Here is a 25,729-nt window from a genome sequence, read left to right on the forward strand (position 1 = left end):
AAACCCTCCTTAGTGATAAGGAGGGTAAGCCAAAAGGTTAATTAATAACGGTAAGTATCTGGTTTGAATGGCCCTTCAACAGGAACATCAATATACTCAGCTTGTTTAGGGGTTAATTTAGTAATTACACCACCGAAGCCTTTAACCATTTCAGCGGCTACCTCTTCGTCAAGTTTCTTAGGTAATACTTCTACTCTTAATAATTCAGCTTTTTTCTCAGCTGTTTGCTCAGCAAACTTTTGTTGGAATAAGTGAATTTGTGCTAGTGCTTGGTTAGCGAATGAACCATCCATAATACGGCTAGGATGGCCTGTTGCGTTACCTAAATTTACTAGGCGTCCTTCAGATAATAAAATTAAGTAGTTATCATTATCTGCAGCAAAGTTATCTTTACCTGTTCTATGTACTTTATGAACCTGTGGTTTAACTTCTTCCCACGCCCAGTTTGCACGCATAAAGGCAGTATCGATTTCATTATCAAAGTGGCCGATATTACATACCACGGCACGTTTTTTAAGTGCTTTTAACATGCTTGCATCACAAACATTGACATTACCTGTGGTAGTAACAATAAGGTCTATTTTTTGTAATAAGTCAGTATTAACATTATTATCTGAGCCATTATTGACCCCATTTTTATAAGGTGAAACAACTTCAAAACCATCCATACAGGCTTGCATAGCACAGATTGGATCAACTTCTGAAATACGTACAATCATACCTTCTTGACGTAATGATTGGGCGGAACCTTTACCTACATCACCATAACCAATAACAAGCGCTTGCTTACCTGATAGTAAGTGATCAGTGGCACGTTTAATAGCATCATTTAAACTGTGGCGACAACCGTATTTATTGTCATTTTTACTTTTAGTCACTGAGTCATTTACATTGATAGCAGGTACTTTTAAAGTACCTTTTTTCCACATTTCAAGTAAACGATGTACACCAGTGGTAGTTTCCTCAGTAATACCATGAATCTTGTCAAGCATTGCTGGGTATTTAGTATGAAGGATAGCCGTTAAGTCACCACCATCATCTAATACCATATTAGCGTCCCAAGGTTGGCCATCCTTCAAGATAGTTTGTTCGATACACCACTCATATTCTTGTTCAGTTTCACCTTTCCAAGCAAATACTGGAACCCCTGCCGCAGCAATAGCAGCGGCAGCTTGGTCTTGAGTAGAGAAAATATTACAAGATGACCAACGTACTTCTGCACCTAGTACCACTAAGGTTTCGATGAGTACAGCAGTTTGGATAGTCATATGGATGCAACCAAGAATTTTGGCGCCTTGCAAAGGTTTTTCATTAGCATATTTGTGGCGTAATGCCATTAATGCAGGCATTTCTGACTCTGCAATAATAATTTCACGGCGGCCCCAATCAGCCAAAGAAATGTCAGCTACTTTATAATCAGTAAAGTTACTCATGCTCATATCTCCATTCTAAAAGAAGAAGCTTTTATTTGATTTAGTAAAATCTAATCAAAATAAAAGTTTTTAGTATATATGAGCGCCGTTTGGAAAGTTTTATTGGTGGTATATGTCTACCACTAATCGAGCCTGACAACTTGCTTGTTGCTGCAGCGCTCCTCGATCAGGAATAAAACGGAGCATATTATAATCATTTTTTTTTGTTATCCCAAGAGGTAACAGAAAAATAGCTTAGCTTTTTAACGGGGGAGGTGTGGGGAGGGTAGTTATTCTTGAGTACTCCCTTATAGGAATACTCAAGAGAAGAAGAAAATTATACGTTTTCTTCTAACATAGGTAATTGCATACGTGCTTTAGTTAAAGCCATACCTAAGTTTGCACTCTTACGGCAAACGAAACAAATAATGTAATCTGGATAACGCTTACCACGCATAAAGATGTGAAGTAAGTTTTCACTGTTTACAATAATTTCTTGGAAGTAGTGATGGTTAGCATCAGGTGGTAAGCCACGAGCTTTTCTGAATAATTGCTCAATCATTGAAACGTTAGGACCTTGGAAAATATCCGATGTTGCAGCAGCAACAAGGTCTAATACTTCTCTTGGATGAGAGTCAATAGTTTTTACAGAAAGAAGCATACCTGATGATACGTCTACATATCCAGCAGCAAGACATTCAGGAATTGCACCAATCGCGGTTTGGATAGCTTGATCTAAATTAGCCATTATATTTTCCTTTACTTTATATGCTCTTAGGCATTTATTGATTTTTGTCAAAAAAGTTTATATTTGACATGGTATTATAAAAGGTTGCTATTTTACGTTTGTTTTTAGTAAAAGCAACCAGTTAATTGTAAAACTATGAAGATTCTCTTATTAAGTCGCTCTAATAAGAATATTCTCTTCTAATGCATAGAGAAGATCTTCTTGCTCTTTAGACTGTACATAACCTGCATCAATTTGACGTAACCGTTTTAATGTTTCTTCAGCTGTTAAACCTTTCTTAATTAACCAAGCTCCTAGTACAGTACCTGTTCGACCAAGACCAGCTAAACAATGCACAGCAAGTACATCACCATTTGCTAATAGTTTATCCAATTGTACTAATAGCATTTTTATCCACATAACAGGAGGGGCACGGCGGTCTTCAATTTTAAATTGAACACTACGAATACCATATTGTGCAAGTATTTCTTCTGGCAGTTCACGATCTGTTAAGTTAACCAATACAGTCACACCCACGTCTCTTAATGCGGATAGATCATATTCTAAAGGGGCAACAATACCTGGCATTGGACAACCTGCTAATTGGTCTGGAGCAATCCAATGGAAACCATTAGGGCCGCGGAATTTACTGCGAGATGCATTTTTTACCGCTAAGTTAGTTGTCACTGAAGCAATAGGTGTTGATTCTGTCATTTCAGAAGAGCTGAGTTGAGGCTCTTTGTTAGGTTGTTCAACAACTGATGAAGAAGGAGTTTTTACTTCCTCTTTAGGCATTACTAAATCATTATTTGCTTTAGGAATGACAGTTTGTGGTTTAGGAGCGGCAGCTTTTAGTGCTTCAATTATTTTGATAGCTTCTTCTGGTAATGGTGGTGGTTTTGGAATACTTTCATCTAGAGTATTCACATCTGCATCTGGGGCAGGAATATTACAACTACCAGAACGTAAGAATTGGGCAACAACATCATTTTTTGATTTGTTGTTAAAGAAATCATCTTTGGTTTCGTAAGCTTGAACACGTCCACCCGCTAGAAGTAAGATTTGATCGCCTACTTCTTTTGCTTGCATTTGATTATGTAGAATAATCATGCAAACGCGTTCTTCACCTAATTTCTTCGTTAATTTAAGTAGCATACTCGCACCTACTTCAGTCATACCTGTAGTAGGTTCATCTAATAGTAGAATAGGTTCCTTAGAAAAGGCTTCTCTTAGCATGTTGACAGCTCTTGCATGTTCAACAGGAAGTTGAATCATTGGCTGGTCTAGATACTGAATCATCGAAGGGATTTCTAAGCGCTCTAATTCACTAACAATATATGCACGCATTTCGGCAGGGCTTAGTGACTTTTCCGAAGATTGGCGAATCTTCTCAGCAAAACTTTCAATAACAGGTAGTCCCATCGCTTTGGCATTTTGTTGAACAAGCTGAGGAACATTTTGTTGATCGATAGGTTGGTCTTTGTATAAGATTTGACCCCATTCATGAGCATTACTAGAGCGCTTATTAATACCTGCAAGAGAGCGCATAAGTGTGGATTTCCCTGTTCCACCAGGGCCCATAACGACAATGACGCCTTTATCAGATTGAATAGAAAAGCTTACATCAGCTAAAATGACTCTAGTGCCAAATGCAATGCCATATGATTTAACGTCAAGTAACATTCCTGAAAATCCTTTGTATGGTAAAAGCAAAAAAAACGATAACTTCTTTTATATACATTTAATATACAATAATATCTCTATTATAACTGTTGGTTGGCTATAACACACCATTTTATTATAGCGAATAATTTAGTAGTCTACTTAATAGCGTTAGGTAGTAGAACGATATTTCTCAACTATTTTAGCATATTTTAAGAAGTTCTATTAGTTTAATAGTGGCTTTTGATAGTGTTCGTTCACTATGATAAAGGTAACCAAGTTGTCTGGAAAGTGTTACATCTTTAACATTAAGTTTTATTAAACTGGCATCAAGCATAGTACTTGGCAGAACACTCCAAGCGATGCCTATGGAAACTAACATCTTTATAGTTTCCATATAGTTTGTACTCATTGTTATATGAGGCGTTAGTTTAGTCTGTAAGAAACAATTTTTTATAATATCGTGGGTAAAAGTGCCAATACCAGGAAAAATAGCAGGATGTTTGGCTAAAGTTGCTAGATCTATCTGTTTGAGCTGACTTAACGGATTATCTTGAGAGCATACAAAGTCTAAAGAGTCGTTCCAGATCGGTATTGCAGTTAGTGGAGCATAAGTTGTGGCAGCTAAGGTAATAATAGCCAATTCTACATGACCATGTAAAACAGCATCATAGGCTTTCTCAGAATCTAGAAAATGGATATTTAAATTAACTTCTGGATAACTTTTAGTAAAGCTACGCAGTATAGGTGGCAGTCTGTGTAGTCCTATATGATGACTGGTGGCAATATTAAGTTGCCCTTTTACTTCCGTTTCCAAATTGGATAACTTACGGCCAGCGTCATTAATTTCTGTAAGAATATGATAGGCATGTGGTAATAATGCTTTGCCTGCTTCCGTTAATTGTACGGTACGTCCAATGCGGTCAAATAGTTTAGTATTTAGTGACTGCTCAAGGGTAGAAATACGTTTACTAATCGCAGGTTGAGTAAGAAATAGGCGATCAGCGGCTAATGAAAAACTGGTTGTTTCAGCCACAGCAATAAAAGCAGTTAAATTAGCAATATCCATTATTATGGACAATCCATTAATCAATACCTAATTTTTTTAATCGATAACGCATAGAGCGAAAAGATAAACCTAAGCGTTCAGCTGCGGCCGTTCTATTCCAACGGTTTTCTTCAAGTGCTTGTGTTAAGATTTTTCTTTCCACCGCTTCAAGGTATTCTTCTAAGTTTCCAATATCTACTAAATTAGGTAGTGTATCATTTGCTACTGAGTTAACTTGAGGTTGTGATGGTGTTGATTGAGCAATTGGCTCGTTAATAGCTACAGTAGAAATAGCTGATGAATCACTTGGCAACATACTAGCAAAACGGAGGTCGTCAGGCCTAATTACACCCTGTTCACAGAGTGTATAAGCTCGCTCAAGTATATTTTCGAGTTCTCGAACATTACCTGGAAATTCATATGTTAGCAGTTTTTCAATGGCTTCATCAGATAGCTTAACATCGTAGTTAGCACGTTTTAACAGTGCTTCAGCCAAGAGTGGAATATCTTCTTTGTGAGCACGTAATGGTGGAATTTTTAATTCGATAACATTAAGGCGATAATAAAGGTCTTGTCTAAACTTACCTTCTACAACTCTGGCAGCTAAGTCTGCATGAGTAGCACAAAGAATACGTACATCAGTAGGTTGTTCTTGTTGATCACCAATGGCACGAATAGATTTTTCTTGAATAGCACGCAATAGTTTAACTTGCATACTCAATGGTAAATCCGCCACCTCATCTAAAAATAATGTTCCACCTTGTGCCGCTTGGAATAGGCCTATTTTATCTTGGTTGGCACCTGTAAAGCTACCTTTGCGATGACCAAAGAATTCACTTTCCATTAACTCTGAGGGAATGGCGCCACAGTTGATGGCAATAAAAGGTTGTTTTGCTCTAGATCCTTGTAAATGAACAAGTCGAGCTATTACTTCTTTACCTGTTCCAGACTCACCATTAATATAAACAGGTGCTTGGCTACGTGCTACTTTATTTACTTGGTTACGTAGTGCTTGAACAAGAGGAGATTCGCCAAGGAATTGTTGTTCAAAAGGGATATTATCGACTTTGGCTGTAGTCAGATTAAGTGCTGATTTAATAATTTCCCGTAAATGGTTTAAATCAATAGGTTTTGTTAAATAATCAAATGCCCCAGTTTTTAACGCGATAATAGCCGTGTCCATACTGCCATGTGCTGTAATCATAGCAATAGGCATTTGTGGATAATGTTGCTGAGTATACTCAATAAAATCGAGGCCATCACCATCAGGTAATTTCATATCTGTTAGGCAAAGATCAAATGTTTCTTTCTTTAGCATTTCAGTTGCGTCTTTTAGAGTGCCTACTGATTGTGTAGCTAATTTTAGTCGACCTAAAGTAATTTCAAGTAGTTCTCGAATATCAGGTTCATCATCAATAATTAAAATTTTTGATTGTGTCATTATGATTTTTCCTAAAGTATCGGAGTGGCCGAGCAAAATGTTACACGAAAACAACTTCCTCCACCTTTTCTTGGTACATAAACTAATTGTGCTTGATTACTCTCACACAATTCTTTAGTAACAAATAATCCTAAACCTGTACCTGTGCCATCATTACTGGTTGTAAAGAATGGTTCAAAAAGTTTGTCTTCAAACTCTATGGGAACACCTTCCCCATTATCTAATATATCTAGTTGAGGAAGTTGGCTAGCGTTGTCAATATATAACATTAGCCATATTTGTGCTATGCCATTTTCTTCTTTTGTATGACGAAAAGCATTATTAACTAAGTTAGTAACGATTTGGTGTAGTTGTGAAGGAATAATATGGGTAAAAAGTGGCCTAACAGCTATATCTAATTCAATTTTTTGTTCTGGTTTAAGCGTTTCTTGAAATTCTACTACAAAATTTTCTAGCCAAGAGGTTAGTTCAAGGGGTTTCATTTCATAGTTAAAACTATGGCCTTGTTTTTTCTTAGAAAGTTGTAATACATTACTAATAATATTATTAACTCGATCAGAATTATTTAGAATAATTTGTAATAAACGCTGATCTTGTTGATCCATATTTTCAGATTCTTTTAATAGCTGTACAGCATGACTTAAGGCACCTAAAGGATTGCGTATTTCATGAGCAATACTTGCTGTTAAATGACCAAGTGAAGCTAATTTAATTTGCTGTACCTGTTTGGCAATTACATCAGTACTTTCTAAGAAGACAAGTATCACTAATTGATTACTGTGTTTAGAACGAATTAATGTTGGTCGTAACTTACTAACGTGTTTTTTGGAAGGTTGTAATGGTTGAAGTTCTAGTTTAGGGTTATTTAACCATTGTTTTATTGCAGTAAAAAGTTCTGGAAAAATATGTGCCACTAGTAATCCATTAAGTAGTGGTTCATCTAATAAATGGTGTGCTTCATTATTTGCCATAATAATTTGCCCTGTTTTATTAACTAACAGAGCTCCTGCTGGCATTTGTTCTACAATTAGGCTATTAAGAATCTGTAAGTTGGCTACATCAGATGCTTTTTGTTTAGCTAATGCTTCGCTGGTTTTCATACGCGCCACTAAGCTTTGAATTAGCATTGCACTAATAAAGCATAAAGCACCTAATGTACCTGCTTGTATATATTCGCTGACAGTGATACTTGTTACAAAAGATAAGAAAGTAGTAATAACTACAATAATAATGCTACAAACAGCAGCAATTAATAAGCCTATTTGCCCTCTAAATAGGGTATTGGCAATGGCTACAGTAACAATTAATAAGTTGCCTATACCACTTGAAGGGCCTTCCGCTGCATAGAATAAAATTGAAAGAATAATAATATCAAAAAAGATGAGGGAAAGTGTTAGTGAGGCATTAGTTGATAATGAAAAAAATAAGGAAATAAGATTACATATAAAATAAATCCAACAGGTAATATAAAAAATTTGTCGGTTTTCTACTGTTAGTATAGATTGATCTAAACCTAGAGAGATAATAAGAATAAGGACTACGCTTAGACTAACTCGGTAGAGTTGATATAAAAATAGAATACGTTTAGTAGCATGATAAGCGTTTTCTAGTTGAAAAATCACCTTACTTCTCCGCTTTTCGTGCGTGCTCTGTACAACAGTACCATTGATTATTTGAACCTTTTATCGCATTTTTCTGTGGTGAATAAATATCACAATAGCTACATTTTACCATAGGCTCGGTATCATCAGTAGGTGTTTGATTAGCTTGTTTTTTTATTTTCTGAATATGTAACCACAGAAAATAAATGCCAAAACCAACAGCTAAAAAGAACAAAAGTCTTAACATAAGGTAAACCTATCAAGAAATAATTAATATTGGACATTGTACTAAATGGGGATATTTATTCTTTAATACAAGACAGTAAAACTAATAGTAAAGTTTAGTTAAAAAAGCGACAACAGCTGTTTCAACACGTAGAACTCGTGTACCTAGTTGTACAGCAGTAAAGCCTATTTGTTGTAATTTGTCTACCTCATAATCAATCCAACCTCCTTCTGGTCCTATAGCTAGAGTTGTAGGTTGATTAGGAAGTTGGGAGCATAGAGGATAATTACCAAGGTGGGCAATTAAATTATGAGTATCTTTTATTAGATGCGGAAGTTCATCTTCTACAAATGGCTTAAAGCGTTTTACAAGTTGAACTTCAGGTAAAACAGTATCTTTAGCTTGTTCTAAGCCCAATAATAATTGTTGTTGAATATTGTCTGGCATTAAGAAAGGTGTTTGCCAAAAGCTTTTTTCAACTTTATAGCTGTTAATTAAAATTAGTTTATTTACACCCATGGTTGCTATTGTTTGCAAGATTCTTCTTAACATTTTTGGGCGGGGTAGTGCTAGTAAAAGGGTAACAGGTAGTTTAGGGGGAGGAGGGGTATCAAGTTGAAAGTTGATAATAGCTTCTTCAGTGGTTAACTTAGTTATGCAACCTTTACCTAATCTACCGTTTATGATTCCTATTGATAAAGAGTCACCCTCTTGGCTACGATGGACTTGTTGGATATGTTGTAATTGTCTTTCCTTAATAAGCGCTTGATTATCATTAATAAGATCATTGGGAGAAAGTAGTAACAAGTTCATGAAAAGTAAAGCTATTCTTTAGTTCGTGAAGCTTTTTCTTCATGGCCTGATAAACCAAAACGACGATCTAACTCATCTAACACTCGTTGAGGTTCAATGTTTAAGGCGGATAACATCACTAAACTATGGAACCATAAATCAGCTGTTTCATAAATGACATCATCAGAGTTGCCTGTTGTTACAGCATCTTTTGCGGCAATAATAGTTTCTGTAGCCTCTTCGCCTACTTTCTCTAGGATTTTATTTAAACCTTTATGATATAAGCTAGCCACATAAGAGCTTTCAGGGGCTGCTTGTTTACGTTCTTCAAGTACTTTTGCTAAACGGTTGATTGTGTCCGTCATAGGGTTAACTCTTATGATATATTTCGTTAGGGTCTTTTAAAGGAGTAGAGGTTTCTACCCAATTATTTTGTTGTAGTTTACGATAAAAACAGCTAACTCGCCCAGTATGGCAAGCGATATTACCCACTTGTTCTACTTTTAGTAATAGCACGTCTTCATCGCAGTCTAGATAAATATCATGTAGTTTTTGTACATGGCCAGATTCTTCACCTTTACGCCATAATTTATTGCGTGATCTAGACCAATAAATAGCACGTTGCTCTTTAACTGTAAGTTCTAGTGATTCTTTATTCATCCAAGCCATCATCAATATTTCACCTGTTTGGTAATCTTGAGCGATAGCTGGAATAAGACCATCATTATTCCATTGTATTTGTTCAAGCCATGCTTCTGACATAAGTATCCTTAAGAACGACGAATAATAAGGTAAATACCAACAGCTAACATAAGATAGTTAGGCCAGTGTTCCAGTGAGCTACCTTCAGTAATGGTTAAACTGACACCACCAACTATTAACAATACACCTAATAATCTAAGTAATACAGAATCCTTTTTCTTTTTAGGTGGATTCTTTTGTTGTAGTTTTATCTTACGATTCTGTTGCTCAATAATATTGCGCGCCATTTTAGCAATATGGGGCATTTGTTCTACTTGGCTACGGAAGTCAGCAAAAATACGTTTAACACCTACACGCTGTTTCATCCAACGTTCTAAGTAGGGCTTAGCCGTGGTCCATAAATCTAGGTCAGGGTAAAGCTGACGACCTAAACCCTCGATATTTAGTAAGGTTTTTTGCAGCAACACTAGCTGTGGTTGTACTTCCATATTAAATCGTCTAGCTATTTGGAATAGACGCATTAATACAAAGCCAAACGAAATATCTTTTAATGGCCTTTCAAAAATAGGTTCACAAACACTACGGATAGCATCTTCCAATTCGTTAACTTTAGTATTGGGTGGAACCCAGCCCGAATCAATATGTAGTTGAGCGACACGGCGGTAATCACGTTTGAAAAAATAAAATACATTACGAGCTACATAATCTTGGTCTTCTGGCGTTAAGCTACCAACAATACCGCCATCAATTGCAATATAGCGTGGATATTCTGGGTTAGTTGGATCGACCATGATATTGCCAGGGTGCATATCCGCATGAAAGAAGCTATCCCTTAACACTTGCGTAAAGAATATTTCTACACCGCGTTCAGCAAGGGCTTTTAAATCCACATTGTGAGCATTAAGCTGTGTAACATTATTAACTGCAATGCCATAAATACGTTCCATCACTAGTACTTGTTGGCGACATAACGGCCAATAAACTTTTGGAACATACAATAAATCGGAGTTTTCAAAATTGCGTCTTAGTTGTGAAAGGTTAGCACCTTCACGTTGTAAATCTAATTCATCATTAATGGTTTTTTCATAGTCGGTGATAACTTCCATTAAATGCATGCGTCTTGCATCATAGTTAACATATTCAGCTACTTGAGCACAGTAGTAAAGCCAAGAAATATCTTGCTGGATAATAGGTTTTAGATTGGGACGTACGACCTTTACAACCACTTCTTCGCCTGTTTGTAGTCTAGCTGTATGTACCTGAGCAATAGAGGCAGAAGCTAATGGTTCAATATCAAATTGTGAGAAAGCTTCCGACACTTTCATGCCTAGTTGTCTTTCAATTAGTTCAATAGATTGGTCGGCTGGAAAAGGTGGCACGTTATCTTGTAATGAAGATAATGCTAAGGCTATATCTGGTGGAATTAAATCTTGCCTTGTAGAAAGCATTTGTCCAAACTTAATAAAAACGGGGCCTAGTTCTTCTAATGCTAAACGAATACGGTCACCACGGCTCAAAGCAAGTGGTTTACGTCTAAACCAACGCCATGGTAATAGATTTTTAAAAATGCGTACCCCAAAAGGCAAGATGGTAATATCAAATAATAGATCGTCTAGGCGGTATTTAATAACAACCTTAGTGATTTTGTAGAGTCGTCTTATTGCCAGTAGTCGCATATTAAGATTGTCCAAACTTTTTCTGTAATAAGCCTAGTATATTGGCAAGTGGATTTTTTGCTGTATTATCTTCATTTAGATTGGCAGTAGTCATTTTTTCAACAAAGCTTGTGAGTTGAGTTTGTAGTAAACTGAAACCAAGTTGTAGTTGCTCATTACCTAGTTTGACGGATTGCATAGCCAATCCTGCTATTGCAGGGCCAAACCACTGAGATAGCTCATGCTCCCAGTCTGGATTTAAGTCATCAAAAATTTTAAAGAATTGATAGAGTAAAGAGGCTTCTCCCACTATCATAAGGTCAGAGTTTTTTAAAAATAGCTGTTTATCTTTGGCTAATAATAATTGTATTAATAGTGGTGCTGGCGCTGTTAATTTACTATCAACAGTAAACTCACAGTTGTCAGTTAAAAATAAACCATTGTCAGTAGGCATAACAAAAAAAGTTTGTGAAGGGGTAGTGCTTTGTATAGCAATAACTTTACCTTCTAACTCTGCCAGTTTTTCAATAGCTGAGTTTGAACTATCTAACTGTAATAGTTTGTTTAATCCTTTTTCGACTGTGGCTAATGCAGCTTGTGTTACTAATGACCTTGCCATTAAGGTTTAATTCCTTTATGTAGTGCAACAATACCACCTGTCATATTATGGTAAGTAACAGGATTAAAGCCAGCCACTTGCATCATTGCTTTTAACGTTTCTTGATCAGGGTGCATCCGAATGGATTCTGCAAGGTATTTATAGCTTTCTGAGTCATTAGCAATTAATTTGCCCATTAATGGTAGTAAAGTAAAAGAGTATGCATCATATACTTTAGAGAAAAGATCATTAGTAGGTTTAGAAAACTCTAATACTAATAATCTGCCACCTGGTTTTAATACTCTAAAAATAGAGCTTAAGGCTTCTTCTTTATGGGTAACATTACGTAAGCCAAAAGCGATAGTGACACAATCAAAAGTATTTTCAGCAAAAGGAAGCTTCTCAGCATCTGCTTGTACAAAGCGAATATTATTGATAGTGCCTTTGTCCATGAGCTTATCACGACCGACACTCAACATAGATGAATTAATATCGGCTAATACAACTTCACCAGTAGGGCCTACGAGACGAGAAAATTGACGAGTTAAGTCACCAGTACCACCAGCAATATCCAGTACTTTATTACCAGTTCTAACACCTGAAAGCTCTATGGTGAAACGTTTCCATAAACGATGAATGCCGCCAGACATTAAATCATTCATAATGTCATATTTAGCAGCAACAGAGTGAAAAACCTCTGCTACTTTTTTAGATTTTTGGCTTTCGGGTACATCTTGGTAACCAAAGTGAGTAATTGCTTCAGGTTGCTGTTGTTTCTTTTCTGAATCAGTCATAACTTGCCTCATTAAATTATGATGACATTCTAAACGGAACGTCATTAATCATCCATCACTTTTCAAGGTGATTATAGTTTTCTCCAAGATAAACCCGATAATCCATAGTCTCTTATTCTGCCTACAATAATGGCTAAGGTGGTATAAAACATAGCCAGTGCTAATAACATTAATACCTCTATCCAAACATCCCCAATTGGTAGGTTCAATTGATTTGTTCCTGCTAGCATTTTGGTTGCCCATGTGGAAGGTAGAAACTGGGAAATAAACCAAATAGGTGCAGGCATAGAGCTAGATGGCCAAATAGCACCTGAGAAATAAAACACAGGCATAGGAATAAAGGTAAGGGTTAAAAACACTAATTCAACACTACGCAAGCATTGCATAATAAAAACCCCCATTGCTATTACAGCAAAAATAAAGGGGAAAACTAAAATAAGTAATTCTGGAATGGGGGCTGTTTGTCTAAATCCCATCAGTGCTGGCCAGAACACTAATAACGCAATGGTTAAAAATAACCATATAGGAATGAGACCAGTCATTGCACCAAGATGAACATGAAAAGGGGTTTTGCCATTGTGTGCAATATAAAGCCCTATACTGGTCAATGTACTTGCCATCAATAGTGATTGTTGCATCATCATAATAAGTAGACCAGGCAATGTAATAGCTGCAAAGTTAATGCCTGGATTATAAAGATCAGTTAGGGTGTTTTTCATTGGACTGAGTACGACACTAGCCTGATCTTGTGAAAAACCCTGTGCATAAAGTAGTTGTTGATTACGTTGGGTTGATAGCTCTTGATAAATAGCGGTAATAGCTTGTTGAATTTGGCCGTTAGCCAAGCGGCTAGTGGCATCACCATAAATGGAAATAGTGGCTGTTTTACCACTTAAAAAATGCTTCTCAAAATCTTGTGGAATAATAATAACAGCAAATAGCTTACGCCAATGTAAATCATCTTTAGCTTGGTTAAGATTATCATAAATAATCGTATCCATTTTAGGGGATGCATTGATTTGGCGAGTAATAAAATGACTTGAAACACTATGATCTTGATCGATAACAGCAACGGGTAAATCCCATACGGTATGATGAGCAAACACTAAACTAATTAAGCAAAGAGAAACTAATAACATCATCCACATGGGGGTGTTAAGTAGCCTTAGTAAGGTCTGTTTAGCTGTTTGTAAATACTCTTGAACTTGTGGCGTCATTTTATTTTCCCTCAGCGATATGGAGGCGACGTTTTATTCTATTTCTAATTAGCAAGGCAACAACCGTAGGATAAATAGCCAGTATTGAACAGACCTCTAGAATAGCCAGTGGTTTTACATCACGTAAGAAAACATCGAACATAGCATATAACGCATGAGTTAATGGCTGTATATTAGAAATAATCTGTGCGGGTAAGGGCATTGAAAGTTCAGGTACAACCATGCCTGAATAAGTCATTGCCGAGGCTATTAACAAGCTAATTAAACTATAGGCTGTAATAGCAGATTTGGTGAAAGTAAATAACAACACGCCTATTGCTTGTGCTGCTACCACATAAAAAATACTTATCAATAACATGTATAGCGGATTTCCTGCTACATGTGCACCAGAAAAAAGGATTAGCCCTGCGAGTGAACACATTAAGGTAGCTGTATAAGTTAAAGTATAAGGTAGTAACTTACCCAGCAGTGCAATAGCGAATGGTTTTGCATATAACAGTTCAGTACGGCGACTAAGTACATAAATCATGCAGGAAACAATAAACATCTGGATAATGTGAATGGTGGCTGCAAATTGTTGGTAGTATGAATAACTGGAAGTAGCATTGAATAGGCTATTGTATACTACTGTAGGGTTAGATAATTGTGGTAGAGGGATACCATAACGAGCAGCTACAATATTTTGATAGCTATTGTTTAATGTACTAATTAAGGTAGGATAATCCTGTGTAGAAAAATAGCCACTGCCATAGAAAAGAGCATTGTAGTAGAGTTCAGGTGTAGGCTGTTTGCCTGCTAATACCTCTTTCTCAAAGCCAACAGGAATATAGAGTATTGAGTAAATATTGGCTTGTTCTAAATCACGTAAGGCGGGGTTTAAACCATACTTGTAAGGAATAATTTTAGCATGTGCTGTGGCATCAAATTCACGAATTAACTGTCTTGAAAGTTGGCTATTATCGTTATCTACAGCAGCCACTGGTAAATCAAGTAAGGTATTTTCTGCAAAAAGCCCTGCTAATAGGGCATAAAGGATAATAGGAAATATCCATGTAATCCAATGAATAATAAAGGTGCGAGACGCTAATCTTACTTCATAATGAAATGATCGGTAAAAGCAGCGCCAATAGATTCTTACTTTTGCCAATCCCATAGTACGCTCATTCCAACTCGTAAATTGTCTACAGGTTGATCGAGATAGAGTCGTACCTCAAAAGTTTTTAAATCAAAGTCACCTGTGGCTCTTGTTGCACGTTTTGTTGAGAAGTCACCTAAAGGCGCGATATAACCTACCCGTGCTTTAATTTTTTTATCATTGATAGCATTAATGGCTGGCACAGAAACTTCAATAATATCGTTTTTCTTAATGCTTGCTAGAATATCTTCTCTTAAGTAGAAAACAAAATAGGCTTGTGGAATGCGGATAACGGTCATTAAAGGGCTAGATGCGTTCAGTAACTCACCAACTTCAGCAGGAATAGAACCAATTTCACCATCTACAGGAGAAATTACATTGAGGTCATCAGTAATGGCTTTAGTTTCTGCCAAATTATGCTCTGCTTCACGTAGTTGAGCAGCAAATTGTTCTCGTTGTTCTACACGATCACCATTTAAGGCTAAATCTAGATTAGCTTTTGCTGCTTTAACCGATTCAGCTGCTGTGTCTCTATCTCGTCTATAGTTTTCTAGTGCTAACTCTGCTAAGTAACCTTTAGCGGCTAATTGTTTGTTTCGAGTATAAGTACTCAAGGCATTGGAGTAATTAGCTTGAGCTTGTAGTAAGTCGGCTTTAGCTGAACGTATATTTTCTTCACGGGTACCATTAATAGACTCTGCTAAACGCGCTTTAACATTGTCTCTAGCAGCTTCTGCAGATTGCAGTTGGGCAATCAGTTCAGGAGAATCTAGTTTAATAAGTGGTTGTCCTGCTTTAACTTCGTCGCCACGTTCTACAAAACGTTCAATGACACGTCCTTTTGCTTTAGATACTACGATTACTTGTGGTGCATCCACTTCTCCCTGCAAAATAATATGCTGACCATGGGCACGAAATAAAATAGCCAAAGCAATAATAATGGCAATAAAAGCAAGGGTAATTATTTGTTTTACATTCATAGAGTGAGTAATAACCCTTTGGTTGTTTTTTAGATATAAGCTTTTAAGAATAGAGATTATTTTGTAACGAAAATTTCTATTAAACAATCATACCTTTGTCATCAAAAACCAGAATAAGTTCTTTGCTGTGATTAATGAGGAGTCACTCTTAAAATTTCATCAATGGTGGTTAAGCCTTTCCCCACTTTTTGCGCACCTGATAATCTCAAGCTATGCATACCATCTTTGTAAGCTTGAAGGCGCACATCATCAATATTCGTTTCAGGTTTTATAAGCTTTTTAATTTCGTCAGTAAATAACATGACTTCATACAGACCAAGACGTCCTCTAAATCCAGTTTCACGGCATTCAGGGCAACCAACAGGGCGCATAGTTTGATTAGGTACGGGAGATTTCCAAGGTTTAGTAAGCTCATTCCAAACACTTTGGTCGATTTCTACAGGCTCTTTGCAATGAGGACAAAGCGTTCTTACTAAACGTTGTGCCATAATGCCTAAAATGGTACTTTTAATAAGATAGTAAGGAACACCTAAATCAAGTAAACGAGTAATCGTACTAGGTGCATCATTGGTATGTACAGTAGATAATACCAAGTGACCTGTTAATGCAGCTTGAATAGCCATTTCTGCCGTTTCAAGGTCACGAATCTCACCCACCATGATAATATCAGGGTCTTGCCGCATTAATGCTCGAATACCGCTAGCGAAGTCTAAATCAATATTATGCTGCACTTGCATTTGATTGAATGAGTCTTCAATCATTTCAATAGGGTCTTCAATGGTACACACATTTACTTCAGGTGTGGCTAATTGTTTTAAAGTTGTGTAAAGAGTAGTGGTTTTACCAGAACCTGTCGGCCCAGTTACTAAAATAATACCATTTGGTTGAGCTGTCATATGGTTCCAGCGTTTTAAGTCTTCATTAGAGAAACCTAATTCAGCAAAACCTCTTAGTAATACATTAGGGTCAAAAATCCGCATTACCATCTTCTCACCAAATGCAGTAGGCAATGTAGAGAGACGTAATTCGATTTCATCACCTAAAGGTGATACAGTTTTAATACGGCCATCTTGCGGTTTGCGACGTTCTGCAATATTCATCCGACCTAATGTTTTTAGACGATTAACTACAGCAGTACCCACTAGTGGAGGGAATTGGTATACATTGTGCAGGACACCATCAATTCTAAGCCTTACCACAGAAAATTCACGGCGTGGTTCTACATGAATATCACTGGCACGTTGTTGGAAAGCGTATTGGAATAGCCAGTCTACAATTTTAATAATATGCGAGTCATCAGCATTGGGATCATCTACGTTACTGGTAAGACTTACTAGTTGCTCAAAACTGCTATTTGAGATATTGCCAGCAAGATTTTCACCTGATGCTTCAGTAACAGAGCTACTTAGATTATAAAACTCATTGGTTAGTCGTTGAATATCTGCAGGATTAATAACAATTCGTTCAATAGGGCGTTTTAATACATGTTGTAAATTTTGCTCCCATGCTTTAACCAGTGGTTGCACACTGGCAATGACAACTTTTTCGGGAGTAGACTCAACGGCTAAAATTTGATTACGTTTAGCAAAGGCATATGACATAACTGATGTAACAGAATTTACATCTACTTTTAAGGGGTCAATACGGCGATAAGGCTGTTTTACATAATCTGCTAACCAGATGGATAGGGTTTCAATATCCAGCTTTTTACCAGGACGACTTAAGTCATCTATTTTTTGATTAGCAATCACTTCCAATGGGCTTTGTATAGCCAAAGGCGTATCTGCCTGTGTCATATAACAGAGGTCTTTTGCACGTTTAGTAATACGTTCTTGTGTAAGAAGTTCATTTAATAGATCGTTTAGAGTCAGAATCCGATCTGGAGTAGGAGTGTTAATAGCCATATTAAATAATCGATCTGTTTACTGGATTAAGTTATATCATAGCGAATATTTGTTAATAAAACTTGTTTTAGAACTAATTTTAATAACAAAATTATATTACGAATGTTAATTAGACATTAAAAACACTTGACAGTTTGATGGTTCAGGTTAAAATTCACAACCCTATATAGGCATATAGCTCAGCTGGTTAGAGCATCACCTTGACATGGTGGGGGTCGTTGGTTCGAGTCCAATTATGCCTACCAATTAACTAAAGCCCGCCTTGTTGCGGGCTTTTTAGTTTTTAGGAAGTATTATAATGTCCCAATCTATTACTATTACCTTAGAACAATTAGCGCATGTTAGGCAAATATTAGTGGCGCTAACAGAAACAGAACAGGTTTCTGCAGATGAGCATGCTTTATTTATTGAGCGGTTTGATGAATTAATGCAACTCCTGCAAGATAATGCTGAGGATAGTCAGTATCTAGGGCAAGAAATCATTAGCCAAATATTTTTCCGTTACCCACAAATTGCTCATTTAATTCCAAGAGAACTATTATGGTTTTTGGGTGGTGATTGTTTGCACTTTATGCCTGATGAAGAAATAGATTTATTCCAACAGTTGGAAGATTTACAGTATCAAGCAGAAAGTAATGGTGAACCATTTAATTGGTTACAAACTAAGCAACAGCTATTAGAAAGAAAGCCTTAATAATTTATAGCAGATTTTTTAAGCCATAATGCAATGGCTAGGCTAATAATCAATAAGCCACTAATAAAAGCAACTACACCTTGCCAATTATAACTTGTCCAAGCTAATCCTCCAGCAGTACCTAGTATGCTCGAACCCATGTAATAGCAAAATAGGTAAAGGGAGGATGCTTGTCCCTTTGCTTGTTGGGCTAAACGACCAATCCAGCTACTAATCAAAGAGTGGGCACCAAAAAAACCAAAGGTGAGTACTAACATTCCTAGAAAGATCATTATAGAATGCTGTATTAATGTGATTAGAATACCTAACAGCATAATGCTAATAGTGATCCACAGTACCTTACTTTGTCCTTGTTGATCCGCTAATAAACCAAATTGAGTAGAGCTAAACATCCCTGCTAAGTAAACAAAAGAAAATAACCCAATAATAGCTTGGCTTAGTAAGTAAGGTGGGTCTAATAGGTAGTAGGTAATATAGTTCAGTAAAGTAACAAAACCGCCCATTAATAAAAAACCTAATAAAAATAACCAAGACAATTTAGGGGTGGTAAGGTGATGGATATAACCATGAAATAAATTATTAAGTTTTAAAGGGGTATGATGAAAATGTTTTGATTTAGGTAGGAAATACCAAAAACAACCAGCCGCTAGCAAAACTTGTGCACCCATTACACCTAAAATAACTTGCCAATGAATATAGTCAATCACAAAGCCTGTTATCATACGGCCACACATACCTCCTAATGCATTGCCTGCTATATAAATACCAATAGCTACACCTAAGTTATTAGGTGATATTTCTTCACTTAAGTAAGTCATGCCTATAGCCACAAGGCCACTTAATGATAAACCTACTAAGGCACGACTAATTAATAGCATTGTCCAGTTAGGTGTTATGGCACTGACAATAGTAAAAAAAGCAGTGGCTAGCAAAGCAATCACCATAATGCCTTTGCGACCATATGCATCGGATAGTGGGCCTGTTAGTAATAAGCCGAAGGCTAAAGTGGTCGCCGCAACAGATAATGCCAAACTACTTTCAGCAGCAGTAATATCAAAGTCTTGAGAGAATAATGGCATCATTGGTTGAATGCCATATAACAACGCAAAGGTTGTAAAGCCACCTAGAAATAAGGTAAGCGAAACTTGCCAGAAAGCTTTAGAGCCTTTCTTAATATAATTATTATTCATTGTACCGTTTTTATTTTAATAGGTTGAAAGGATAATAATAAGGGTAATTAATGTTTAATGTAAAATAGTTTTATTGGGTTAAATTTTGTTTCTTAAGGTATAGTGCAACGATTACACCAATAATTAATAAGCTACTAATATAGGCAATAACCCCATTCCATTGACTTGATTGCCAAAAATAGCCACCACAGGTTCCCATAATACTTGAACCCATATAGTAGCTAAAAAGATACAGTGAAGAGGCTTGGCCTCTTGCTCTAGTAGCACTACGACCAATCCAACTGCTGGTAACAGAATGGGCACCAAAAAAACCAAAAGTGAAAATAATCATTCCTATAAAAACTATACTAATAGGGGTAAATAGCGTGATTAATGCACCACTAAGCATAACAAGTATAGCAATCCATAATACTTTTGCATGTCCAAAGCGATCTGCCAATGAACCAAAATGAGTAGAGCTAAAAATACCTGCTAGATAAACGATGGATAATAATCCAATCCAAGTTTGGCTTAGTAAGTAAGGTGCAGCCAGTAAACGATAAGCAATATAATTAAACAGGGTAATAAACGCCCCCATTAATAAGAAACCTTGTAAAAATAACCAAGGCATACGAGGTTGAGTTAAATGATGGATATAGCCATTAAATAGTTTGTTAAGCTTAATAGGTGTCGCTTCGAAATGCTTGGATGCAGGCAACAATTTCCAAAGTAAAAAAGCACAGATTAAAGTTAGTAATCCCATAATGGTGAGTACCATATGCCATGAGATAAAGTCGATTAATACGCCACTTAATAAACGACCAGCCATGCCACCAATAGCATTACCAGCAATATACAGGCCCATTGCAACGCCTAAATGCTGTGGAGCTATTTCTTCATTAAGATAAGTCATGGCTACCGCTGCTACACCGCTAAGTGACAGACCAATTAAAGCACGACAAATAAGCAATAATTGCCAATGGGAAACAGCAGCACTAATAAAGGTAAAAGTAGCTGACATTAGTAAGGCAATAATCATTACATTTTTTCGGCCAACAGCGTCTGATATTGGACCAGTAATCAGTAAGCCAAACGCTAACATGGAGGTAGAAGTGGAAATTAATAAACTACTTTGCGCAGCAGTGACTGAAAAATATTCAGAGAAGATTGGCATCATGGGTTGTACACAATACAACAGCGCAAACGTAGAAAAACCACCTAAAAAGAGTGCGAAAGATACTTTAATAAATTCAGCAGAGTTTTTTTCTATATAGGAGGGCGTATTATTTATATCAACCATGACCAGTTACATAGTATTTATTTAGTAAGGCATTATAGAATAAACCTAATAATAGTATTAGTTAATCAAATTTTGATTTTTAAGACAAAAACTTAGACTAATAATCAGCTGATAGTTCAAAATAGGTTATTTAATAACAATGAAAGAATCAATTTCTTTGTGTGATAATTTTGAGTTTGTTTGCCCAACTTGCCAAGTACGTTTTAAATTAACTTGGTATGAAATTAAAGGGTTATTAAATCCTTATCACTCAGTAGTATGTATACATTGTCAGACATCATTGGCTTTGCCGAATAAAGAACGCAGGCTCTTAGCGCGATATTTGACTAGAGCGGCAAAATTGGCAAAGTTACTTTTTTTCTTTGTTATTCCTTATTTTTTGCTATCTATTGTATTTATATGGCGCTTTGGTGGCATAATAAGTAGCTTATTTATAGTATTTGGTTTTATTATTTTTATTTTATTAAAGGTATTAATAAATAAGCCTGTTAAAGATTTTTTTGAACTAGAGCCAATAAGGGATAATCCTTTGTCTGGAGAGCTATAAACGCTTTAAGGATATCTTAATAGCCGAAGTTAGGTGTTGTAACGAACATGGAAAAAACATTTAAAGCTAAACTATTAACATTACCTACATCAGCCAAGCGGATGTTGCAGGTGGTGGCAGATGTCTTTATTGTCTGGTTCGCTTTATGGTTGGCTTTTATAGTAAGGCTGGGTATTGATGAGATAATCAATCCTTTTGGTGAGTATTTTGAATTATTTATAGCTGCGCCTTGTTTTGCACTCCCTTTCCTTATTTATTTTAGATTACATAAAACAGTTAATCGTTATTTTGATAATGAAGCAATTATGGCTATTTTTAAGGCCATGTCATTGTCTTCTTTATTACTGGCATTAGGCATTTATTGGTATCAACCTGATTTTCTAGTACCTCGCTCTATTGTATTTATCTTTTGGTGGTTAAGCATTGTATTATTAGTGGGCTTTAGATTAGTTGTGCGCCACTATTTAGTGCGTGATTGGCATATTCCTTTTACTAAACGCTATGATAAAAAAGCGACTAATGTCGCTATTTATGGTGCAGGCGTTGCAGGTAATCAGTTAATCAAAAGCATACGGATGAGTAAGGATATGTATCCTGTGGCTTTTATTGATGATGATAGCCATCTTAAGGGGCGTAGCATAGCGGGCTTAAAGGTCTATGCACCTGAGCAAATTGAACAAATGATAATAAAAACTGGTGCAGAGGAAATATTGTTAGCGGTGCCTTCTGCTAGTAGAGCGCGTCGTAGAGAGATAATCTCGTTATTGGAGAACTATCCTGTTCGAATACGTTCTATTCCAGGTATTATGGATTTGGCCAGTGGCCGTGTAAAAGTTGATGATATTCAGGAAATAGATATTGTTGATGTACTCGGCCGTGATACGGTTCCTCCTGATGAGAAATTATTTGAACACTGCATTAAGAATAAAACCGTTTTAGTGACAGGAGCAGGTGGTTCTATTGGTGCGGAATTATGCCGTCAGATTGTGACAGTTGGGGTTAAAGATTTATTATTATTTGAGCACAGTGAATTTAACCTCTACAGCATTCATTTAGAGTTAACTAATTATATAGAACAAAAACAATTACCTATTAATCTTGTGCCCATTTTAGGTTCTATTCGTAATATAGAATTACTGAATAAAGTGATGACAAGCTGGCAAATTGATACGATTTATCATGCGGCAGCTTATAAGCATGTACCAATGGTAGAGCATAATATTGCAGAAGGTATCTTAAATAATGTGATAGGTACCCTCAATGTAGCACAGGCTGCTATTTTGGCAAAAGTAAGCAACTTTGTACTTATTTCTACTGATAAGGCAGTAAGACCAACTAATGTTATGGGGGCTACTAAACGTTTAGCTGAAATGGTATTACAAGCATTAAGCCATGAATTTAACCCTGTATTATTTGGTATGGGTAGGGAGCCTGTAGTACAGCAAACTTGTTTTACCATGGTTCGTTTTGGCAATGTGTTGGGATCATCTGGTTCAGTTATTCCACTATTTCGTAAACAAATAGAAGAGGGTGGACCTATTACAGTAACGCACCCTGAAGTAACACGCTATTTTATGACGATACCAGAGGCTGCTCAATTAGTTATTCAAGCGGGCTCTATGGGAGAGGGTGGGGACGTTTTTGTATTGGATATGGGCAGTCCCATTAAAATTGCTGATTTAGCAGAAAAAATGGTAAATCTATCAGGGCTTTCTGTTATTACAGAAGATAATCCACAAGGTGATATTAGTATAGTCTTTACGGGACTAAGACCCGGTGAAAAGTTATATGAAGAGTTGCTTATTGGTGAAAATGTAATAGGTACTGAGCATCCCATGATTATGCGAGCGAATGAGGAATATCTCGTTTGGGATGAGATGAAAAAAATTCTAAAAGCTATTTTAGAGCAGCTCGAAAATAGTGATTATGAATATCTACAAAGCCTATTATCTAAAACTGTTGCAGGTTATCATACAGAAATGATGATGGTGGATTGGAATTATTTACAACCTAATAATAGTAATATCGAGAATATATGAAAAAGTATTTAGTAGCGATTTCCTTATTAATAATGCCAGTAATAGTACAGGCTGATGATATAGAAGTTTTTCAAAAACCAAAAGTTAGTCTAGCAGGCTTTGTATTTGGCAATGTAGTAAATATGGCTTTTGGAAGTACAGACTATAGAGCTAATGCTCAAATGTCAGAAGCCTTGTCTCTAGCCAGTGGTCAGAAAGCTGCTGTGGCAGAGTATTTTGTTACTGAAGGCCGTTGCCCAGATAATACGGGTTCAAATACTGGTGGAATTGCTAAACCCTCAGTACTTTCAGGTAAGTATGTAGAGCAAGTAGTGGTTAAAGAAGAGAGTAATCACTGTACTATTACTGCTACTATGAAAACAAAAGATGTGAATCCAGAGTTGGCAGGTAAAACCTTAACCTTGATTATGACACCATTAGATACTGTTCTTATGTGGGAATGTTATAGTGAGGTGAATAGCAAGTATTTGCCAGCCTCCTGCCAACAATAGTTCATTAATTATATTCACTGAGAAATAGTAAGTAATACTTTTATTATTTGTTATTTCTTTCTGTTAGCTATTAAGCCTATTACATTCTTGTAGAATACCCCGTATATTAAAAGCTATTCATAAAATTATTGAGGATTTAGAGAACGAATGATTATTCAGGCCGAGCATTTTTATTGGCTTAGCGCTCTTTTTATTACCATAGAATTGTGCGGTATTTTAGCTGCAATGCATGCGTTGTTTACTGTGCGTACTTCGCAGGGAGCTGTGGCGTGGGCTGTGTCTTTAGTGTTTATGCCAGTTTTAACGCTAATACCGTATCTTATTTTTGGCCGTAATAAATTTGGTGCTTATATTAAGGCTCGTCGGCAAGTGGACAATGAAATGCACCAAGTCACCCAAAAAATAGATTGGCGTAATTGGATAAAAGAGGTAATAACAGGTAGCCCAGATCAACGTTATGAAAGTGTGCGTGCATTCTATAAGTTAACAGGAATGCCGTTATTAGCTAATAATAAAATTGATTTACTGGTTAATGGTCAACAAACCTTTGATACAATTTTTGCCGCGTTACGACATGCCAAGAAAGTGGTGTTGATGGAGTTTTTTATTGTAAATGATGATGCATTAGGCAAAGAGTTACAAAAAGAACTTATAGATTGTGCTAATAGGGGGGTAAAAGTTTACTTCCTATATGATCGGGTAGGTAGTATACGATTACCTGGACAGTATATTGCCACGTTGAAAAAAGCAGGGGTTTATGTTGGCTCTTTTTCAACACGTACTAGCTTTTTTAATCGATTCCAATGGAACTTTCGTTGTCATCGTAAAATAACCATTATTGATGGTGAGATTGGCTTTGTTGGTGGTCATAATGTAGGCATAGAATACCTAGGTAAAAAACCACCTCTAGCGCCTTGGCGTGATACCCATATTGTATTACAAGGCCCAATTGTTACTTGTTTGCAAGAGACGTTTGCAGAAGATTGGTTCTGGGCAAGTGGTACATTGCCAGAGTTATTATTCCAAACACAATTTCCTACAGATGGTGTTGCTTGTCAGTCATTACCTAGTGGCCCTGCGGATGAGCAAGAAACCTGCTCATTATTTTTTGTTGAAGCATTAAATGCAGCTAAAAAGCGTATTTGGATTACCAGTCCTTACTTTGTGCCAGATGAGGCCGTGTGGAGTGCTTTACAACTAGCTGTGTTGCGTGGAGTAGATGTAAGAATTTTGTTACCTTCTCGTAAAGATCACTTATTTGTTTATTTAGCTTCAGTGTTGTATGCAATGGAAGCGGTAAAAATGGGGGTTAGGGTCTTTAATTACACAGAAGGCTTTACTCACCAAAAAGTAGTTTTAATTGATGATGATATAACAGCTATTGGTAGTGCTAATCTTGATAACCGTTCTTTCCGTTTAAACTTTGAAATTATGGTGCTTACGATTAGTGAAAGGTTTACTCAGAAAGTAGAAGAGATGCTAGTCAATGACTTTGCTGTTTCGACAGAAAAGAGTTTAGCTGATAGCAATAAATATTCTTTCTTTTATCGTTTTGGTCTAGGTATAGCAAGACTACTATCGCCTGTATTATAAAC

The 25,729-nt window shown here is 36.5% G+C and carries 24 protein-coding genes, 1 tRNA gene and 1 riboswitch; of the genes, 6 read left to right on the plus strand and 19 right to left on the minus strand.

Annotation, left to right across the window (positions count from 1 at the left end):
• Positions 1-41 precede the first annotated feature (41 nt).
• The 17 genes from ahcY to tfpB all read right to left on the minus strand — a co-directional run bounded on the left by ahcY (position 42) and on the right by tfpB (position 17,894).
• Positions 42-1,439 (minus strand): adenosylhomocysteinase, encoded by a 1,398-nt coding sequence (ahcY, locus tag ACQVD9_RS03540; protein ID WP_264747493.1) that lies wholly within the window; start codon positions 1,437-1,439, stop codon positions 42-44.
• Positions 1,440-1,506: 67 nt separating this feature from the next.
• Positions 1,507-1,603: riboswitch (S-adenosyl-L-homocysteine riboswitch) on the minus strand.
• A gap of 146 nt (positions 1,604-1,749) precedes the next feature.
• Entirely contained in the window at positions 1,750-2,160 is a 411-nt protein-coding gene (locus ACQVD9_RS03545) for a hypothetical protein (RefSeq protein ID WP_264747494.1), read from the minus strand.
• 150 nt (positions 2,161-2,310) lie between these two features.
• Complete coding sequence (locus ACQVD9_RS03550; RefSeq protein ID WP_264747495.1) at positions 2,311-3,822, minus strand: phosphatase domain-containing putative toxin; 1,512 nt, start codon at positions 3,820-3,822, stop codon at positions 2,311-2,313.
• A gap of 181 nt (positions 3,823-4,003) precedes the next feature.
• Entirely contained in the window at positions 4,004-4,870 is an 867-nt protein-coding gene (locus ACQVD9_RS03555) for a LysR family transcriptional regulator (RefSeq protein WP_264747496.1), read from the minus strand.
• 16 nt (positions 4,871-4,886) lie between these two features.
• Positions 4,887-6,290 carry a sigma-54-dependent transcriptional regulator gene (locus tag ACQVD9_RS03560; protein WP_264747497.1) on the minus strand — a complete coding sequence of 468 codons (1,404 nt, stop codon included), beginning with the start codon at positions 6,288-6,290 and terminating at the stop codon, positions 4,887-4,889.
• 11 nt (positions 6,291-6,301) lie between these two features.
• The gene (locus ACQVD9_RS03565) at positions 6,302-7,912 is read right to left on the minus strand and encodes a two-component system sensor histidine kinase NtrB (RefSeq protein WP_264747498.1); all 1,611 of its coding nucleotides are present in this window, start codon (positions 7,910-7,912) and stop codon (positions 6,302-6,304) included.
• A 1-nt stretch (position 7,913) separates the two neighbouring features.
• The gene (locus tag ACQVD9_RS03570) at positions 7,914-8,138 is read right to left on the minus strand and encodes a PP0621 family protein (protein WP_264747499.1); all 225 of its coding nucleotides are present in this window, start codon (positions 8,136-8,138) and stop codon (positions 7,914-7,916) included.
• An 81-nt stretch (positions 8,139-8,219) separates the two neighbouring features.
• Entirely contained in the window at positions 8,220-8,930 is a 711-nt protein-coding gene (locus tag ACQVD9_RS03575) for a 16S rRNA (uracil(1498)-N(3))-methyltransferase (protein WP_264747500.1), read from the minus strand.
• 11 nt (positions 8,931-8,941) lie between these two features.
• A complete protein-coding gene (locus ACQVD9_RS03580) occupies positions 8,942-9,274 on the minus strand; it encodes a phosphoribosyl-ATP diphosphatase (protein WP_264747501.1) in 333 nt (110 codons plus the stop codon).
• Positions 9,275-9,278: 4 nt separating this feature from the next.
• Positions 9,279-9,671 (minus strand): phosphoribosyl-AMP cyclohydrolase, encoded by a 393-nt coding sequence (gene hisI / locus ACQVD9_RS03585; RefSeq protein WP_264747502.1) that lies wholly within the window; start codon positions 9,669-9,671, stop codon positions 9,279-9,281.
• A gap of 8 nt (positions 9,672-9,679) precedes the next feature.
• Positions 9,680-11,287, minus strand: coding sequence for a ubiquinone biosynthesis regulatory protein kinase UbiB (ubiB, locus tag ACQVD9_RS03590; RefSeq protein WP_264747503.1), 1,608 nt, complete (start codon positions 11,285-11,287; stop codon positions 9,680-9,682).
• Between the two features lies 1 nt (position 11,288).
• Positions 11,289-11,885 carry a ubiquinone biosynthesis accessory factor UbiJ gene (locus tag ACQVD9_RS03595; protein ID WP_264747504.1) on the minus strand — a complete coding sequence of 199 codons (597 nt, stop codon included), beginning with the start codon at positions 11,883-11,885 and terminating at the stop codon, positions 11,289-11,291.
• The gene (gene ubiE / locus ACQVD9_RS03600; RefSeq protein ID WP_264747505.1) at positions 11,885-12,658 is read right to left on the minus strand and encodes a bifunctional demethylmenaquinone methyltransferase/2-methoxy-6-polyprenyl-1,4-benzoquinol methylase UbiE; all 774 of its coding nucleotides are present in this window, start codon (positions 12,656-12,658) and stop codon (positions 11,885-11,887) included. Before ubiE ends, ACQVD9_RS03595 begins: the two co-directional genes overlap by 1 nt.
• Before the next feature lie 71 nt (positions 12,659-12,729).
• Complete coding sequence (locus ACQVD9_RS03605; RefSeq protein ID WP_264747506.1) at positions 12,730-13,875, minus strand: ABC transporter permease; 1,146 nt, start codon at positions 13,873-13,875, stop codon at positions 12,730-12,732.
• A 1-nt stretch (position 13,876) separates the two neighbouring features.
• Positions 13,877-15,028, minus strand: a complete 1,152-nt coding sequence (locus tag ACQVD9_RS03610) for an ABC transporter permease (RefSeq protein ID WP_264747507.1) — start codon at positions 15,026-15,028, stop codon at positions 13,877-13,879.
• On the minus strand, positions 15,010-15,990 hold the full coding sequence (locus ACQVD9_RS03615; protein WP_264747508.1) for an HlyD family secretion protein: 981 nt from the start codon (positions 15,988-15,990) through the stop codon (positions 15,010-15,012). The genes ACQVD9_RS03610 and ACQVD9_RS03615 overlap by 19 nt, the downstream gene beginning before the upstream one ends.
• Positions 15,991-16,121: 131 nt before the next feature.
• A complete protein-coding gene (gene tfpB, locus ACQVD9_RS03620) occupies positions 16,122-17,894 on the minus strand; it encodes a type IV pilus assembly ATPase TfpB (protein WP_264747509.1) in 1,773 nt (590 codons plus the stop codon).
• 168 nt (positions 17,895-18,062) lie between these two features.
• Between tfpB and ACQVD9_RS03625 the strand changes: the two genes are divergently transcribed.
• Together ACQVD9_RS03625 and ACQVD9_RS03630 are read left to right on the plus strand one after the other, a co-directional pair.
• Positions 18,063-18,139: transfer RNA gene (locus tag ACQVD9_RS03625), tRNA-Val, on the plus strand.
• Positions 18,140-18,192: 53 nt separating this feature from the next.
• The gene (locus ACQVD9_RS03630) at positions 18,193-18,588 is read left to right on the plus strand and encodes a PA2817 family protein (RefSeq protein WP_264747510.1); all 396 of its coding nucleotides are present in this window, start codon (positions 18,193-18,195) and stop codon (positions 18,586-18,588) included.
• On the opposite strand, the gene ACQVD9_RS03635 is transcribed toward ACQVD9_RS03630, so the two are convergent.
• Positions 18,585-19,778 (minus strand): MFS transporter, encoded by a 1,194-nt coding sequence (locus ACQVD9_RS03635; RefSeq protein ID WP_264747511.1) that lies wholly within the window; start codon positions 19,776-19,778, stop codon positions 18,585-18,587. The genes ACQVD9_RS03630 and ACQVD9_RS03635 overlap by 4 nt on opposite strands.
• A gap of 70 nt (positions 19,779-19,848) precedes the next feature.
• The gene (locus ACQVD9_RS03640) at positions 19,849-21,057 is read right to left on the minus strand and encodes an MFS transporter (protein ID WP_264747512.1); all 1,209 of its coding nucleotides are present in this window, start codon (positions 21,055-21,057) and stop codon (positions 19,849-19,851) included.
• Positions 21,058-21,196: 139 nt separating this feature from the next.
• Here ACQVD9_RS03640 and ACQVD9_RS03645 point away from each other — a divergent pair, with 139 nt between their 5' ends.
• The 4 genes from ACQVD9_RS03645 to cls all read left to right on the plus strand — a co-directional run bounded on the left by ACQVD9_RS03645 (position 21,197) and on the right by cls (position 25,727).
• Positions 21,197-21,604, plus strand: a complete 408-nt coding sequence (locus ACQVD9_RS03645; RefSeq protein ID WP_264747513.1) for a hypothetical protein — start codon at positions 21,197-21,199, stop codon at positions 21,602-21,604.
• A gap of 47 nt (positions 21,605-21,651) precedes the next feature.
• Positions 21,652-23,643 carry a polysaccharide biosynthesis protein gene (locus tag ACQVD9_RS03650; RefSeq protein WP_264747514.1) on the plus strand — a complete coding sequence of 664 codons (1,992 nt, stop codon included), beginning with the start codon at positions 21,652-21,654 and terminating at the stop codon, positions 23,641-23,643.
• Complete coding sequence (locus ACQVD9_RS03655; RefSeq protein ID WP_264747515.1) at positions 23,640-24,134, plus strand: pilin; 495 nt, start codon at positions 23,640-23,642, stop codon at positions 24,132-24,134. The genes ACQVD9_RS03650 and ACQVD9_RS03655 overlap by 4 nt, the downstream gene beginning before the upstream one ends.
• A 147-nt stretch (positions 24,135-24,281) precedes the next feature.
• Complete coding sequence (gene cls / locus ACQVD9_RS03660) at positions 24,282-25,727, plus strand: cardiolipin synthase (protein WP_264747516.1); 1,446 nt, start codon at positions 24,282-24,284, stop codon at positions 25,725-25,727.
• The last annotated feature ends 2 nt before the right edge of the window (positions 25,728-25,729 follow it).

The organism is Entomomonas sp. E7T21 (assembly GCF_058693955.1).

Bases quoted from the DNA above. Each gene is read 5' to 3' on its own strand.
- ACQVD9_RS03645 (WP_264747513.1), top strand. From the start codon at position 21,197: ATGAAAGAATCAATTTCTTTGTGTGATAATTTTGAGTTTGTTTGCCCA.
- ACQVD9_RS03560 (WP_264747497.1), bottom strand. From the start codon at position 6,290: ATGACACAATCAAAAATTTTAATTATTGATGATGAACCTGATATTCGA.
- ACQVD9_RS03610 (WP_264747507.1), bottom strand. From the start codon at position 15,028: ATGGGATTGGCAAAAGTAAGAATCTATTGGCGCTGCTTTTACCGATCA.
- ubiE (WP_264747505.1), bottom strand. From the start codon at position 12,658: ATGACTGATTCAGAAAAGAAACAACAGCAACCTGAAGCAATTACTCAC.
- ACQVD9_RS03615 (WP_264747508.1), bottom strand. From the start codon at position 15,990: ATGAATGTAAAACAAATAATTACCCTTGCTTTTATTGCCATTATTATT.
- ACQVD9_RS03650 (WP_264747514.1), top strand. From the start codon at position 21,652: ATGGAAAAAACATTTAAAGCTAAACTATTAACATTACCTACATCAGCC.
- ACQVD9_RS03630 (WP_264747510.1), top strand. From the start codon at position 18,193: ATGTCCCAATCTATTACTATTACCTTAGAACAATTAGCGCATGTTAGG.
- tfpB (WP_264747509.1), bottom strand. From the start codon at position 17,894: ATGGCTATTAACACTCCTACTCCAGATCGGATTCTGACTCTAAACGAT.
- ACQVD9_RS03635 (WP_264747511.1), bottom strand. From the start codon at position 19,778: ATGAATAATAATTATATTAAGAAAGGCTCTAAAGCTTTCTGGCAAGTT.
- ACQVD9_RS03655 (WP_264747515.1), top strand. From the start codon at position 23,640: ATGAAAAAGTATTTAGTAGCGATTTCCTTATTAATAATGCCAGTAATA.
- cls (WP_264747516.1), top strand. From the start codon at position 24,282: ATGATTATTCAGGCCGAGCATTTTTATTGGCTTAGCGCTCTTTTTATT.
- ACQVD9_RS03545 (WP_264747494.1), bottom strand. From the start codon at position 2,160: ATGGCTAATTTAGATCAAGCTATCCAAACCGCGATTGGTGCAATTCCT.
- ACQVD9_RS03555 (WP_264747496.1), bottom strand. From the start codon at position 4,870: ATGGATATTGCTAATTTAACTGCTTTTATTGCTGTGGCTGAAACAACC.
- ahcY (WP_264747493.1), bottom strand. From the start codon at position 1,439: ATGAGCATGAGTAACTTTACTGATTATAAAGTAGCTGACATTTCTTTG.
- ACQVD9_RS03605 (WP_264747506.1), bottom strand. From the start codon at position 13,875: ATGACGCCACAAGTTCAAGAGTATTTACAAACAGCTAAACAGACCTTA.
- ACQVD9_RS03550 (WP_264747495.1), bottom strand. From the start codon at position 3,822: ATGTTACTTGACGTTAAATCATATGGCATTGCATTTGGCACTAGAGTC.
- ACQVD9_RS03575 (WP_264747500.1), bottom strand. From the start codon at position 8,930: ATGAACTTGTTACTACTTTCTCCCAATGATCTTATTAATGATAATCAA.
- ubiB (WP_264747503.1), bottom strand. From the start codon at position 11,287: ATGCGACTACTGGCAATAAGACGACTCTACAAAATCACTAAGGTTGTT.
- ACQVD9_RS03640 (WP_264747512.1), bottom strand. From the start codon at position 21,057: ATGGTTGATATAAATAATACGCCCTCCTATATAGAAAAAAACTCTGCT.
- hisI (WP_264747502.1), bottom strand. From the start codon at position 9,671: ATGTCAGAAGCATGGCTTGAACAAATACAATGGAATAATGATGGTCTT.
- ACQVD9_RS03580 (WP_264747501.1), bottom strand. From the start codon at position 9,274: ATGACGGACACAATCAACCGTTTAGCAAAAGTACTTGAAGAACGTAAA.
- ACQVD9_RS03595 (WP_264747504.1), bottom strand. From the start codon at position 11,885: ATGGCAAGGTCATTAGTAACACAAGCTGCATTAGCCACAGTCGAAAAA.
- ACQVD9_RS03570 (WP_264747499.1), bottom strand. From the start codon at position 8,138: ATGTTAAGACTTTTGTTCTTTTTAGCTGTTGGTTTTGGCATTTATTTT.